Raw genomic sequence first — 14401 nt, 5'->3', positions numbered from 1 at the left:
CAATGATTCTAATCTTTAAACTGCTTGTTCCCTTAACTGGAAGCAGGCAGGTATAGTTGTGTGTAATAAATAAATTTGAAAGTACGCTCATGAGCTTAACCACTGCTGATATCTTGGCCCAACGTCTTTTTGATGCGGGTTGTCGCCATGCTTTTGGCATTCCCGGTGGTGAAGTGTTAAGCGTTATGCATGCTCTGGATCATGCCGGCCTTGAGATTATTTTGACCAAGCACGAAAATGGTGCCGGGTTTATGGCCGAAGGCACTTATCACCGTACGGGCGCTCCCGGCGTACTATTCGCAACACTGGGACCTGGCATGGCCAATGCCTACAACGTCATCGCCAATGCTCACCAAGAGCGGGTGCCATTGGTGTTTTTGACCGGTCGGGTCGATGATATTGATGCAGCCAGCTATACCCACCAGGTTTTTGACCACGTAAAAGCCTTGGAACCCGTCGTTAAAGGAAGCTTTACCCTTGTGGATGGTGCGGTTGATCGCATTGTCGATAAAGCCTTGTCCCTTGCCCAGTCTGGCCGCCCGGGCCCGGTGCATATCGATGTTCCAATTTCACTTGCGGCAAAAGTGCAAGAGAGTGCCTCTAAACTATGGCAACCAAGCTATCTTTTATCAGCACCTGCTGAGAGCCCTGAATTTAAACTCGTTCGTGAAAAATTATCACAATCCAAACGCCCTCTTGCTGTCCTCGGTCTGGAGATTTTGAGCGAAGGTTGTGAAGCCGAAGTTAAGGCGTTTCTCCTCAAGCATGGAATTCCCTCTGTTGCGACCTACAAAGCAAAGGGAATCGTTCCTGATGATCATGAATTATCTCTAGGTGGAGCAGGGCTTTCTCCAAAGGCTGACAAGACGATCCTCCCCTTACTCGAACAAAGTGATTGTCTGTTGCTCATAGGTTATGACCCCATTGAGATGCGTCATGGCTGGCAGGATGTCTGGCAACCCGGTAAGCAGTTTGTTGCCGAGTTTACTCTGGAGCCCAACCTTCACGGCATGCACCGCTCAAGTCATACTTTTACCGGGTCAATAGCTCCGGCAATTGCGGCGCTTGAAAATGGTTTAAATCTTGGACCTGTTTGGGTTGAGGGAGAGATTTCTTCTGCAAAAGCTGAGTTGAAATCAGTTTTCCCCAGCGATGAAGACTGGGGGCCTGCTGCAATCGTCGATGAAGTTCGCAAGGCAATGCCCGATCATGGTGTCGCGTCGGTAGATTCCGGGGCGCACCGAATTTTGCAAAGCCAACTCTGGGTTTGCCGAGAGCCACATACACTGATCCAATCAAGTGCTCTATGCACGATGGGGTGCGCATTGCCTCTTGCCATGGGGGCAAAGGTTGCTGCGCCTGATGTTCCTGTTGTGGCTTTTACCGGCGACGCAGGTTTGGAGATGATCCTCGGTGAACTCTCTACGCTCAGGGATTTAAAATTGCCTGTAGTTGTTGTCGTTTTTGTTGACCAGTCATTGGCTCTCATCGAACTGAAGCAAAGGGGCAGTGGACGTGAAAATCTTGCGGTGGACTTCGGGGGGACTGATTTTGCAGCTCTGGCTGATGCTATGGGAGGCAAAGGTATCAATGCGCGGAGCCGTGCTGAAATGGTATCTGCTTTAGATGGTGCTTTTGAGGGAGATAAGTTCACCTTGATCGCAGCACATATCGGCCGAGAATCCTACGATGGTAAATTTTGATATCTAGACCTTAGGCCTAGGAAGCAAAGAGTTCCTGTTCTGTATAACCAACTTTTCGGCAAGGCTGGCCCTGTAGGGAATACAGGGTCGTTGTGCCTTTTTGGTAATGCAGAATGTAGGAACAGACGGTTTGGCTGTAAGTGTGATTACAAATACCTGTTTGTGTCCCGTGTGTGGTGTCTGCATCGTGTGAAGCCAGCATTGCTTTAATATCATTAATGCGATTAATGTTATCTAACCGTCCTGAGCCCCAGTCAAAACGTCCATAACTATTGCTGTTATTGTTCTCCAGGCCATCATTCGGCCCATGGAGGTGCTGGTGGTTTGTACGAAGTATTCTGGAAGGATTACGGATCACTTGTAGCTGGCTATCACGCACTTCAATGGCGGCAGTGCCGGATGCATCCGCCAAAACAAGATTGCCCCACCAGCTTGGATTTTCAGTGATACGTATTCTTAAGGCGGTTAGGGCGGTTTCTATATCCTGGCCAAGTTCGAGTGCTGTCTCTACCAAAATGTCGTAATTACTAGCAGAGGTTCCCGTTATTTGAACGTGCGAGTCTGCAACGAATAATCCATGTTTGTTTGCGCCGATGGATAGGCCAGAATAGATATCTTCCTCATTTGGGTCGGCAGAGAATGTTTCTAAACCTTCAGCGCCCCAAAGGTGATCAGTCCTTTTGATTCGGTCAGTGTATTCAGGACGGCTAAAATCTTTGTTCTTAAACAGAAAATGTTCATCCTCAGAGATATGAATAGCACCGATAGTACACATAAATTATTCACCCTTGTCTGATCAGAATATTGTGACTTAAGGCACGAGAAACTCTTATGATAAGACTAAGTGTTCTTATGAGTTGAGGGAACAAAAAAGGGCGGCAACAGCCACCCTTTTTTTAGCGAATTACGAGGAGGGCTTAATTCAGCTTCCCGTGGCAATGCTTGTACTTTTTACCTGAGCCACAAGGACAGGCAGCATTCCGACTGGTTTTACCCCAGGTAGAAGGATCTTCCTGATCAAAGGGCAGAGCCGAAGCCGGAGCAGTTTTGCTAAAACTCTGATCTTGATGAGATTCGTGCATTTCCTGTTCCTGACGTGGAACTTGCGCAGAATCCGGAGATTGCAATTCGAAACGGTGCATGAGCATTGTCAGTTCATCGCGAACTGCATCAAGCATAGATTCGAACATCTCAAAGGCTTCGCGTTTGTATTCGTCCAATGGATTTTTTTGTCCATAAGCGCGAAGGCCAACAGCTTGTTTGAGGTGGTCAAGGGAAAGCAAATGGTCTTTCCACTGCTTATCCAGAACCATCAATAGCAATTGTTTCTCAAGAGAGCGCATGACCTCTGGGCCATAGTTAGCCGCTTTAGCTGCCATCTTTTGATCACTGGCTTGAAGGATGCGATCAAGAATTTCCTGATCAGCAATGCCTTCTTCTTCGGCCCAATCTTTGACAGGAAGATCCATGGCAACGAGGCGCATAGCTTCTTCGTGCAGGCTATCTAGTTCCCATTGCTCTGAATAGGCGTTTGCCGGGATGCAGCGGGTGACGAGATCTTCAAGGACTTCGTGGCGCATGGAAGCGACGGTATCTTTTACCTCTTCAGAGGACATGACTTCTTTGCGCTGTTCATAAATGACCTTACGTTGGTCGTTCATGACATCATCAAACTTGAGGATGTTTTTACGAATTTCAAAGTTACGTGCTTCGACTTTCTTCTGAGCTTTTTCCAAGGCCTTGTTAACCCAAGGGTGGATAATGGCTTCACCATCTTCAAGGCCGAGCTTTTGCAGCATAGAATCCATGCGTTCAGAACCAAAGATGCGCATGAGATCATCTTCGAGGCTGAGGAAGAACTTAGAGGCACCAGGGTCAGATTGGCGACCAGAACGGCCACGTAGCTGGTTATCAATACGTCGGCTTTCATGACGCTCGCTACCAATCATAAAGAGACCGCCAGCTTCATTCACAATCACTTTGTTTGCTGCAACTTCAGCAATGATTTCGTCTGTTTTTGTTTTGCGTAAAGCTTCATCTGGAATGGAGTTAGCCTCTTGCTCGATACGCATATCCTCATTACCACCGAGCTTGATGTCGGTACCACGACCGGCCATGTTTGTGGCAATGGTAACAGCACCGGGAGCACCTGCTTGAGAAACGATAATCGCTTCTTGCTCGTGGTATCTGGCGTTCAGAACTTTATGAGGAATTTTCTCTTTGGTCAGCAAGTTTGCAAGATATTCCGATTTCTCAATCGTCACGGTACCAACCAATACAGGCTGCTTACGGGCATGACATTCTTTGATCTGTTTGACGATCGCCGTATCTCGTTCCAGGCCTGTACGGTATACTTCGTCATCATGATCAACACGAATACAAGGCAGATTTGTGGTCATGGAAATGACATCTAGCGTATAAATTGCAGAGAATTCTTCCGCTTCTGTCATCGCTGTACCGGTCATACCTGCAAGTTTTGGGTAGAGACGGAAATAGTTCTGGAATGTGATCGAAGCAAGAGTTTGGTTTTCTTGCTGAACATCCGCGTTTTCTTTTGCCTCTAGCGCTTGATGCAGACCCTCAGAGAAGCGGCGACCTTCCATCATTCGTCCTGTGAACTCGTCAATGATGACAACTTTGTTGTCTTTGACGATGTAATCTTTATCCACTTGGAAGAGTTTATGAGCCCGTAGCGCTTGATTGATATGGTGAAGGGTGCTGACGTTCTCTATCTCGTAGAGCGAGCCAGTCATGACGCCGTCATCATTCAGCTTTTTCTCTACAAATTCGACACCTTCATCGGTAAGGGTCACCGAGCGAGATTTCTCGTCGAGCTCATAGTGTTCTTCCGCAAGGCCTGGAATGTATTTGTCGATCGTAATGTAACTCTCGGAGGAGTCTTCAGCCGGACCAGAGATAATCAGAGGTGTTCTGGCTTCATCGATCAGGATGGAGTCAACTTCATCGACAATCGCGAAGTTAAATTCACGTTGTACCATTTGGTCGATCTCAAACTTCATATTATCGCGAAGATAATCAAAGCCGAGTTCGTTATTGGTAGCATAAGTGATGTCAGAACTATACGCGTGGTTACGCTCTTCTTCACCTTGTCCAGGTGTAACACAGCCGACAGTCATGCCAAGGAACTGATATATTTGTCCCATCCATTCAGCATCACGTTTGGCGAGGTAGTCGTTCACAGTAACGACATGGACACCCTTGCGTTCGATCGCATTAAGATAAACAGGCAATGTCGCAACAAGGGTTTTACCTTCACCCGTTGCCATTTCACTGATCATACCGCGATGAAGAACGATACCACCCATCATCTGTACATCAAAGTGCCGGAGGCCAAGGGTCCTGCGTGAAGCTTCACGCACGGTCGCAAAAGCTTCAGAGAGAATGTCATCAAGAGTTTCACCCTGCTCAAGGCGGGTACGGAACTTCTCTGTTTGTCCTTTTAGGTCATCATCGGATAGAGCTTCGATTGTTGATTCAAAGCTGTTAATTGAAAGGACAATAGAGTTTAGGCCTTTTAGGTAACGGTCGTTGGCAGTGCCAAACATCCGTTTCACAAGCGCGCCGAGCATAGAGGACCCCTTGCGTGAAAACGCAGTTCAAGAATTAGTTATTAAAAGTCAATGTGAGACATAGGGCTCACATGGGCTCATGTCAATGTGAAGCTGTTTTCTGGGAGTGAAATTTAAGTGTCAGGACCTTAATATTATGAATGAACAAGAATAGTTGATAGGTGCTTTAGGTTGTAGCAACTTTGTTGTACTAAAGACGGATACTTTTTCTCTCCCAAACCGGAGCCCTTTATTTGACTAGTCGCCGCATAAGTATTTTGGCAGTTGCACTGTTCATAGCCCTGTCGTTTTCTCTACCAGTTACGGCTGAACCTGAGAAGGACGATGCTGATAAAATTGAACAACGCAAAAGTGGTGGAAATCTATTAAAGTTCATTTTCGGTGATGAGGAGGAGACCGACGATGAAACTGAAAATCCCGATCCGGAAGAAAAGCAACCCAAAGAGTTAAACTCTGAAGAAGCGAAACCTTTGGTGCCCCCTAAGGAAGAGGGTATCACGACGGAAGAGCTGGGAGGGGCGTCCTTACCTTCAGCCGTTAATGCGCCTATAGTTCAAGAGACGACAGAACAAAATGAACCAATCATAATCCCCGGACAAGCTCGAGAAGGTCTTGCGCCGCCTCCCGGTTTTACAGAGGAAGCTCCGGAAGATCAGCCTGGAAAAACAATTGTTGTCGAGCAGTTACCGGCTTCATCGACGACTTCCAGCGCTTCGACGGTAAAAGGCGTAGTTGTCTCTCAAGAGGACACAGCGGAAGAAGCAACGCCGGAAGCAACCGAATTGTCACGTTTGGCCAAGGAAAATCCAGTTGTTGCAATCGTTGAAGGTGATCGTATCTATTGGCAAGACATTATGCAGGCAGCACGTAAGCTTCCTGAGCAGTATCAAGGTCAATTGGAAACTATGTTCCCGCTTCTTTTAGATCGGGCGATTGATTTGAAGTTATTAGCACACGCGGGCGCCGATGCGGATGTTGATCGTAATGATGAAGTAAAAAGAAAGCTGGCATTAGCTGAAGAGCAGATCATACGTGACGCCTATTTGGAACAACAGCTCGATGAGATGATTTCCGAAAGTATGTTGAAAGAGCGCTATTTTGCACTTTTGCGCGATAACATAACCAATGCAGAGATTCGCGCTCGACACATTCTGGTTGATACACGTAATGAAGCCTTGGCTTTAATTATTGCCCTTGAAAATGGCGCAGAATTTCCTCTGCTTGCCAAGAAATTTTCACGTGGACCATCCTCAGGTAAAGGTGGTGATCTCGGGTGGTTTCGACGCAAGGATATGGACCCTGAATTTGCAGTATCGGCCTTTGAGTTGAAGAGGGGGGAGTTTACAAAAACGCCTGTTTCAACAGAATTTGGCTGGCACGTTATTAAACTGGAAGATAAGCGCGAAGTTAAGCAACCAACGTTCGAAGCAATGCGTGGGGAAATAAAAGAGATGGTTAGTCGTGATTTGGTCGCAGTTATGGTGAGAGATCTGAGAAAAGAGGCTGACATATCTGTGTTCCCTGCTAAATAATCAAAAAAACATGAGCGGTCTTTCTCTTGACACAGTCTTGAGATTATCTGCTGGTCGACAAAAGGGGGGAATGAGGCTAAAAGCCATCCCCATAATATATATAACTAGGAGTTATCTCTAAATGTCTGCAAAACAGATTTTGTTCCCATTAATTGGCGGTGCGGCCCTGCTCGGTGCAGCATATTTTGGCTATTCTTATGGGCAGCAGGGGGGAACTCTTCCATTCTTGGACGCCATGATGGCTTCAGAAACAGTATCTGATACTGGTGCAGAAACCCCAGCAGCCGATGATCCTGTTATGGCTAAAGTGGGTGATCTCGAAATTCGTCGTTCCGAGGTTCTGAAATTTGCTGAGAGTATCCCGAATATACCTCAGGCTCAGATCGAACTTATCTTGCCTGAATTGGTAGGGCAGGTTGTTGATCTTAAACTTATTTCTCAAAAAGCGGATGCTTCTGGCCTGGAAAAGGATCCAGAGGTACAAAAGCGTATCAGCGATATCAAAGAGAGAATCCTGGTAGAGGTTTATCTCAATCGTGAACTTGAAAAAGAAGTAACCGACGCTGCTGTTGAAAAAGCGTATCAGGATTACCTGTTGGAAAACCCTGCAGTACGTGAAGTTTCTGCCCGCCACATTCTTGTGGAAGATGAAGAAACCGGAAAAGATTTGATCAAGCAATTGGACGCGGGTGCCGACTTTGTTGTCTTGGCACAAGAACACTCTACAGGCCCGAGTGGCCCAGGTGGCGGTGACCTTGGTTTCTTCCGTGCAGAGCAAATGGTTAAACCTTTCTCTGATGCAGCCTTTGCGATGAAGCCAGGCGAACATTCTGCAGCTCCAGTGCAATCGAAATTCGGATGGCATGTAATCAAAGTTGAAGATGAGCGTGATTCTGAACAGCCCGCCAAAGAAACTCTCGATGGACAACTTCGTGGTGAACTTTCAAGAACGGCCTATGAGGCTATTGTTGAGGGGCTTAAAACCGGCGTCGAAATCGAAATTGTTGGCGCTGAAACTGAAGAGCCAACTCCAGAAGAAGCTGACAAAGCTGTCAGTGAATAATATAAAAAGGGCCCGGGTTGAAATCCGGGCCCTTTTTGTCTCCGGATTATGATAACCGGGTGTTTTATTTGATTTGAGGATGATGCAATGGAGCTTCAAAAATCTCCACTGGCTCCAGCGAGCTTTCCAGAAATGCCTGTGATTGATGGCGTACAACTCGCGACCCGAGCTTGCGGTATCAAGTACCAAGGACGTACCGATGTCCTGTTGATGGCCTTCGATGAAGGGTCGACAATTGGGGGAGTTCTTACGCGTTCTTTGACCCGGTCTGCCCCTGTTGAATGTTGTCAGGAACACCTCAAATATGGACAAATCCGGGCGCTGGTTGTCAATTCAGGTAATGCAAATGCCTTCACTGGTCGATTGGGTAGTGAATCCGTAGCTCGCACTGTAGATGCAACGGCTACAGAACTTGGTTGTGCAAAAGAAAATATCTACATTGCTTCCACCGGTGTAATTGGTGAGCCTCTCCCTGATGAGAGGTTAACCTCGGCTCTGGGAGACCTTAAAGTAGATTTGTCTTCCCAGAACTGGAAAGCCGCAGCAGAAGCAATTATGACAACGGATACCTTTGCGAAAGGGGCTAGCGTCGTAACCCAAATCGATGGCAAAAAAGTAACTATTAATGGTATTGCCAAGGGCTCGGGGATGATCGCGCCTGATATGGCAACCATGTTAAGCTTCATCGCAACTGATGCAGCTCTCCCTTCTGCTGTTGTGCAGTCTCTTATTTCACGCGGAGCTGATCTTTCTTTCAATGCCATAACAGTTGATAGCGATACGTCCACAAGTGACACGGTTTTGCTTTGTGCAACTGGTAAGGCGGGCAATGAAATTTATCATGACATTAACGCTCCGGAATTGTCTGATTTTGTCGACGCGTTGAATATCTTGCTAAAGGACCTCGCTCACCAAGTGGTTCGCGATGGAGAGGGCGCAACTAAGTTTGTGAGTATCTCTGTCTCTGGTGCGGAGAGTGATGCGGCAGCAAGAAAAATCGGACTCGCAATAGCTAATTCTCCTCTGGTTAAGACGGCTGTTGCTGGCGAAGATGCTAATTGGGGACGTGTCGTCATGGCTGTTGGTAAATCAGGGGAACATGCCGATCGGGACAAGCTATCGATTGCTATGGGCGGTGTTACGATCGCAAAAGATGGCCAAAGAGTAGAGGATTTTGACGAAGCACCTGTCGCTGCACACATGAAGGGGCAGGATATCGACATTGCCGTTGATGTCGGGGTCGGTTCCGGTATTGCTACTGTCTGGACATGTGATCTAACCCATGGATACATCGAAATTAATGCCGATTATCGAAGCTAGTTAGAGATAAATATCCATGAGTTCTACAAAAGAAGATATGGGCTGCTGGGCAGCTGAGACGAGAGATGCCTCGGCAAAGCCGATTGTCCTTGTTGCTGCCGCAGCGCTGGTTGATGTCGACGGACGAATATTGCTGGCTCAACGACCCGAGGGGAAATCCATGGCGGGTCTTTGGGAGTTTCCAGGGGGCAAAGTTGATCCCGGAGAAACGCCTGAACAAGCCTTGGTCCGAGAGTTAAAAGAGGAACTCGACATTGATACGAGGTCCAGCTGCCTCGCTCCAATAGCTTTTGCCTCTCATAGCTACGATGATTTTCACCTACTGATGCCCCTGTTTGTATGTCGGATATGGGAAGGTCAGGTTACGGCTTTGGAGGGGCAAAATTTTGTCTGGGTGCGCCCTCTACGCCTTCGGGATTACGAAATGCCCCCTGCGGATGAGCCTCTGGTAGCATTATTGCGAGATTTACTGTAAAATACCCTCTATGGAGCTTGTAAGTTATTATATTTGCCGATGTATGAACTTGAACAAGCTGCTTAATTAATTATCTGGAGGGGAGCTTTTAGCCGTCGCAGCTAAGAGCGCAGGAATAAATGTCTACGCTGGTAAATAAAAATATTACCTTGAAAGGGCGACGTACGTCCTTACGCCTTGAGCCTGATATGTGGGAAGCTCTCTTTGAAATTTGTGTTCGAGAGGACTGCCATATTAGTAATCTCTGCACTACAATCGACGATGTCAAAGAGGGATCGTCGTTGACCGCTGCCATAAGAGTTTTCATCCTCATTTATTTCCGGAATGCAGCTTCGGCAGCAGGTTTTGAAGAGGCCGAGGAAACTAATCTGATCGGTGAAGCCATTTAGGCATCAGAATTCAGTGCGAATGGGGGCTGAGTATGTGGTCAGGCGATCTCTAATTTAATTTTGTTTCATCCGTATCAAGAAAATCGGCTAGACGAGTAGCTGCCGTGCCCGGTCTTAGGGGTTGTTGCTGCGATTCATGAGGAGCCCAACCTGCAAGGTAAATGACGTCAAAGGTCGCGTTTATGCGCCCTTCTTCATCTAGGAATTTTTCTTGGTAAATTTGAGCCGCTCTTAAGAGTGTATCCCGTCGGGTAAAGGTTTTCCTCCGATTGTGAACCGCGTTTGTTTCCCCCATTCCCCTGAGTTCTTTCATGAGCTCAAAAGCAGAGGCATAACTTACTTCTATGCGGTCATAATCAGTGACAGGAAGGGCAAAGCCCGCGCGCTGTAAAAGAGCACCGGCATCTCGGACATCAATGAGTGGTGAAACTCTGGGGCTGACACCGCCTTCAATTTCCATCTCGGCTTCCATGAGAGCAACTCTAAGTTCCTTGAGAGTTTCCCCCCCCAGCATCGCAGATAAAAATAATCCATTGGGTTTTAGGCAGCGGTTAGCCTGAACGAGTGTGCCGGGTAAGTCATTAACCCAGTGGAGGCAAAGATTACTGATAATTAGGTCGTAGGCCTGAGGTTCGAAGGGGAGTATTTCTTCAACGATTTCATGGGTACCTTCCTCAGAATCAGGGTTCCCAATTTGAGAGCTGCTGGCGCGGTACTTCGACGCGGTAAATTTTTCGATTCCCCCGCGCTCCCCAAGAACTTCTGTGAGAATATTATGCTGAGAGCCGAGGTTTAACGCTTCAGGAAATTTTCGGGCAATATCCAGAAGACGATCACCGAGACGATCAGCGACTTCCCTGTACAGGAAATCGTGTTTGCTCAGGTCTCTTTTTGCGCGATCATGATGGAGATCAACTGAATTGCGATCAAAGATATAAATATCGGCCATCGAGTATCTACTTTTAAAGATTAAGGGATTTTTCTGGTTATAACAGATTGCATTTTAATGACCAGTCTAATCACTGTTTGTCTCGATTTCACTGGGAGCGTAAAAGCGCACCCAAAGCTTTGCCAGAAAGCAATTATCAAGTTAGATTCGCCCTATGGTGGATATTCCATTCTTTTTTTCAAATTTATGGGCTGGTGCTATCGATTATGTTCTGCCGCCGGTCTGTGGAGGCTGTGGCGAGCCAGTGATTGACAACGCAGGAATTTGCGGAACCTGTTGGGCTGATCTGACCTTCATATCAGCGCCTTGTTGTTCTTGCTGTGGCTATCCTTTTGAATTGTCTGCCGGCGATGAAGCCTTGTGTGGAGAATGTTTGAGGGTACCAAAGTCATTCGATAGATGTCGTTCGGCAATCTCATATGATGATCATAGCAGGGATATGATCATTGGTTATAAGCACGCTGATAGAACACATCTCGGCCAACTCTTTTCAACGTGGTTAGCACTTGTTGGTAAAGAAATAATTCAAGAAACCGACTTTATAGTTCCAGTTCCTCTCCACCCCAAAAGACTTTTCCTTCGACGGTATAATCAATCGGCCCTGTTAGCACAGAGAATTGCTAAGGAGTATGGGAGGAAATATCTCCCCGATCTGTTGATAAGAGTGAAAAACACCTCTTCTCAAGGTCACTTATCCAAAACAGGGAGGTGGGAAAATGTCCGGTCTGCTTTTCAGATCAACCCGAAGTATAATGAGATAATCGTCGGTGAAAAAATTACCCTGATAGATGATGTTTATACCACGGGTGCGACTTTAGAGGCCTGTAGTCGTACCCTGCAAAAAGTGAATGTCGCCCGGGTTGATGCGCTTGTTGTTGCACGGGTTCTTGCCCGAGTACCCACCTAGCTCTCACCTAAATCCCATCTAAATCTACGGGGATAGCGAAAGTTGGATTGATAAAAAAAACGTTACAAGCTCTGTACATTTTGAAAATATCACCTAAATATTTCTTCTGACGGGCAAGTAATGTAGAGCTTGCCTATATTTTTGAGCCTATTTTGTTGGGAAAGAGGATCGTTCGTATGGCTGAGGTCGTTGTTTATTCAAGCATGCTGTGCCCTTACTGCATTCGTGCAAAGAAGCTTTTGAAAGCCAAAGGCGTAGAGTTTGACGAAATCGATATTATGATGCAGCCTCGCCGCAAGCCTGAAATGATGGAAAAGGCTGGTGGGCGAACTTCTGTTCCTCAAATTTTTATCGACGGCGAGCATGTCGGTGGGTGTGATGAGTTAATGGCTCTTGAAAGTACGGGACGTTTAGATGCAAAGCTTGAAACCCGGAAAGCTTCTTGAGTAGTTTTCGGGCGGCCTGCGTTCAGCTTACCGCTGGAAGAGAAGACGAAGTTACTCTTGTAACAGCGTGTGATCTTATCCGTCAGGCGCATGCTGGCGGGGCTGACTACGTACAGACACCAGAATGCACAACCATGATGGAGCCTAACAAGCATCTAACGCTTAAAAAGGCTTTGCCCGAAAGTGAACATCCGTCGGTTAAGGCATTTTCTGCTTTGGCTGCGGAACTCGGGATCTGGCTACATATCGGTTCCTTGATTGTTGGTACCGAAGAAAAACGTGCCGCCAACAGAGCCTTCCTCTTTGATCCAAAGGGGGAGGTCAAAGCGCGCTACGATAAAATCCATATGTTTGACGTTGAAATCCCCGATGGGCAATCGTACAGGGAATCTGCAACGTTCAAACCTGGTGAGAAAGCCGTTGTTACGGCATTGCCATGGACCCAATTGGGTATGGCAATCTGTTACGACGTGCGTTTTCCATACCTATTTCGTGCGCAAGCCAAACAAGGTGCTGGTATCCTAACGGCGCCTGCTGCTTTCACTAAATTTACAGGGGAAGCGCATTGGCACACCCTGTTGAAGGCAAGAGCAATTGAGAACGGTTGTTTTGTCATCGCTGCTGGACAGTGTGGTGTCCATGCCGAAGGGCGCGAAACCTACGGCCACTCTCTTATTATCGCGCCATGGGGCGAAGTCCTTGCCGATGGCGGCAGTGAACCGGGTGTGATTTTTGCTGACATTGACCTTGAGCGTGTACAGCAGGCACGGGACATGGTGCCGTCAATAGATCATGATCGGGAATTTTCTTTTTAGATCGATTGTTTGGGTTAAAGATAATTAGAGAAATTCATTTTGTGAGTTTCTCTACTTTACGCGTATTGCACAAATCCGCTGAACTACGGCAGGTTTAGGGTCGTTGATGATGACTTCTTCGTAAGCAACAATATTAAGCTTTCCGTGATAGCTGTTGATAAGTTCTTGTGATCTCAGGAGAAAGTTTGGATTTCTGGGGCGTCCAAAGCGCTCATTCCCATCCATGAAAGTTTCATAAATAAGAGTTCCACCCAGACTTAATAGATCGGGCAAAAGCGGTAACAAAGGGCGATGAAGGTAATTGGTTACGACGATGCCGCCATACTGTTTTCCCATTAAAGGAAAAGGGCTGCCGTCCTCCAGATCAGCACTGATGATCTCTGTTCCTGGGTAGTTTTCAATATCAGCTAGTTTCTCAGTGTTTTTGTCCACGGCAGTCACATAATGGCCAGACATCAAGAACAGGCGGGCATGGCGCCCGGAACCGCACGCCAAATCTAAGACATTGGAGCCTTCTGGTATATGTGATGCAAAACGGAGTACCCACGGAGAAGGGTCAGTCATAAGTCGTAACCAAAACAGTTAATATATGGTAGTTTCTAGTTACTCCTGGATAACAAATAGAGCAACCACTTCTCTTAAGTCTTACTTGACCAAAGAGGAACTCTGCGGCAATAAACTCTGGGTATGGACGTTGGTATGTTTGAAACGGATTTAGTATGATTCTTTTCGATTTGAAATGCGAAAACGATCACGTTTTTGAAGCTTGGTTTAAAGACAGTGAAGCTTTTAAAAGTCAGTCAGAGAGGGGGATTGTATCTTGCCCTAGCTGTGGATCAACGTCGGTTAAAAAAGCCTTGATGGCTCCTAATGTCAGCCTTGCCAATAGCGACAAGAAAAAAGCCACGACAAGTGACTTGGCCAAAGTGCAACACTTGTTGAGTGAAGCCCAGAAAACGGTTGAAGATAATTTTGACTATGTTGGTAAGGACTTCGCCAAAGAAGCCCGAAAAATTCATTACGGTGAATCAGAGAAAAAGAATATCTATGGTGAAGCCAGTGAAACCGATAGCAAGAGTTTGAAAGAAGAGGGGATCGCTTTTAATCAGATCCCCTGGAAGCCGAAGGCTGACGCTTGAGCCCCCGGCCGAAGGCTGACGCTTAAATGGCAAACCGCAGGCTCACGCCAGATTCAATATCAATATATCGTTT

14 protein-coding genes are annotated in these 14401 nt (G+C 46.8%); 10 read left to right on the top strand and 4 right to left on the bottom strand.

The window, feature by feature from the left end; translation table 11 throughout:
* The first annotated feature begins 89 nt into the window (after nucleotides 1–89).
* Nucleotides 90–1703, top strand: a complete 1614-nt coding sequence (locus tag ACOGW3_RS28050) for a thiamine pyrophosphate-binding protein (RefSeq protein WP_419905926.1) — start codon at nucleotides 90–92, stop codon at nucleotides 1701–1703.
* Nucleotides 1704–1719: 16 nt separating this feature from the next.
* Here ACOGW3_RS28050 and ACOGW3_RS28045 read toward each other — a convergent pair whose 3' ends face one another.
* Together ACOGW3_RS28045 and secA are read right to left on the bottom strand one after the other, a co-directional pair.
* The gene (locus ACOGW3_RS28045) at nucleotides 1720–2478 is read right to left on the bottom strand and encodes a hypothetical protein (RefSeq protein ID WP_419905925.1); all 759 of its coding nucleotides are present in this window, start codon (nucleotides 2476–2478) and stop codon (nucleotides 1720–1722) included.
* A gap of 142 nt (nucleotides 2479–2620) precedes the next feature.
* Nucleotides 2621–5293, bottom strand: a complete 2673-nt coding sequence (secA, locus tag ACOGW3_RS28040; RefSeq protein ID WP_419905924.1) for a preprotein translocase subunit SecA — start codon at nucleotides 5291–5293, stop codon at nucleotides 2621–2623.
* A 233-nt stretch (nucleotides 5294–5526) separates the two neighbouring features.
* Here secA and ACOGW3_RS28035 point away from each other — a divergent pair, with 233 nt between their 5' ends.
* The 5 genes from ACOGW3_RS28035 (at nucleotide 5527) to ACOGW3_RS28015 (ending at nucleotide 10072) form a co-directional block, all read left to right on the top strand.
* Nucleotides 5527–6825, top strand: coding sequence for a peptidylprolyl isomerase (locus ACOGW3_RS28035; RefSeq protein WP_419905923.1), 1299 nt, complete (start codon nucleotides 5527–5529; stop codon nucleotides 6823–6825).
* Between the two features lie 121 nt (nucleotides 6826–6946).
* Nucleotides 6947–7888 carry a foldase protein PrsA gene (locus tag ACOGW3_RS28030; protein WP_419905922.1) on the top strand — a complete coding sequence of 314 codons (942 nt, stop codon included), beginning with the start codon at nucleotides 6947–6949 and terminating at the stop codon, nucleotides 7886–7888.
* Nucleotides 7889–7975: 87 nt separating this feature from the next.
* Nucleotides 7976–9208, top strand: a complete 1233-nt coding sequence (gene argJ, locus ACOGW3_RS28025) for a bifunctional glutamate N-acetyltransferase/amino-acid acetyltransferase ArgJ (RefSeq protein ID WP_419905921.1) — start codon at nucleotides 7976–7978, stop codon at nucleotides 9206–9208.
* A gap of 37 nt (nucleotides 9209–9245) precedes the next feature.
* The gene (gene mutT / locus ACOGW3_RS28020; protein WP_419906013.1) at nucleotides 9246–9683 is read left to right on the top strand and encodes an 8-oxo-dGTP diphosphatase MutT; all 438 of its coding nucleotides are present in this window, start codon (nucleotides 9246–9248) and stop codon (nucleotides 9681–9683) included.
* Between the two features lie 119 nt (nucleotides 9684–9802).
* Entirely contained in the window at nucleotides 9803–10072 is a 270-nt protein-coding gene (locus tag ACOGW3_RS28015; protein ID WP_419905920.1) for a ribbon-helix-helix domain-containing protein, read from the top strand.
* Nucleotides 10073–10121: 49 nt separating this feature from the next.
* On the opposite strand, the gene ACOGW3_RS28010 is transcribed toward ACOGW3_RS28015, so the two are convergent.
* On the bottom strand, nucleotides 10122–11021 hold the full coding sequence (locus ACOGW3_RS28010; protein WP_419905919.1) for a methyltransferase domain-containing protein: 900 nt from the start codon (nucleotides 11019–11021) through the stop codon (nucleotides 10122–10124).
* Nucleotides 11022–11175: 154 nt separating this feature from the next.
* On the opposite strand from ACOGW3_RS28010, the gene ACOGW3_RS28005 reads away from it, so the two are divergent.
* The 3 genes from ACOGW3_RS28005 (at nucleotide 11176) to ACOGW3_RS27995 (ending at nucleotide 13189) form a co-directional block, all read left to right on the top strand.
* Nucleotides 11176–11928 (top strand): ComF family protein, encoded by a 753-nt coding sequence (locus tag ACOGW3_RS28005; protein ID WP_419905918.1) that lies wholly within the window; start codon nucleotides 11176–11178, stop codon nucleotides 11926–11928.
* A gap of 176 nt (nucleotides 11929–12104) precedes the next feature.
* On the top strand, nucleotides 12105–12374 hold the full coding sequence (gene grxC / locus ACOGW3_RS28000; RefSeq protein ID WP_419905917.1) for a glutaredoxin 3: 270 nt from the start codon (nucleotides 12105–12107) through the stop codon (nucleotides 12372–12374).
* The gene (locus tag ACOGW3_RS27995) at nucleotides 12371–13189 is read left to right on the top strand and encodes a carbon-nitrogen hydrolase family protein (protein ID WP_419905916.1); all 819 of its coding nucleotides are present in this window, start codon (nucleotides 12371–12373) and stop codon (nucleotides 13187–13189) included. Before grxC ends, ACOGW3_RS27995 begins: the two co-directional genes overlap by 4 nt.
* Nucleotides 13190–13240: 51 nt before the next feature.
* Here ACOGW3_RS27995 and ACOGW3_RS27990 read toward each other — a convergent pair whose 3' ends face one another.
* Entirely contained in the window at nucleotides 13241–13753 is a 513-nt protein-coding gene (locus tag ACOGW3_RS27990) for a class I SAM-dependent methyltransferase (protein ID WP_419905915.1), read from the bottom strand.
* Between the two features lie 155 nt (nucleotides 13754–13908).
* Between ACOGW3_RS27990 and ACOGW3_RS27985 the strand changes: the two genes are divergently transcribed.
* Nucleotides 13909–14328 (top strand): DUF1178 family protein, encoded by a 420-nt coding sequence (locus ACOGW3_RS27985; RefSeq protein ID WP_419905914.1) that lies wholly within the window; start codon nucleotides 13909–13911, stop codon nucleotides 14326–14328.
* Nucleotides 14329–14401: the final 73 nt, after the last annotated feature.

Origin of the sequence: Kiloniella sp., from assembly GCF_965205715.1 — a bacterium.
Lineage (GTDB): Bacteria > Pseudomonadota > Alphaproteobacteria > Kiloniellales > Kiloniellaceae > Kiloniella.
Note: the sequence above shows the minus strand (reverse complement) of the source record. Positions and strands in the feature narration are given on the sequence as shown.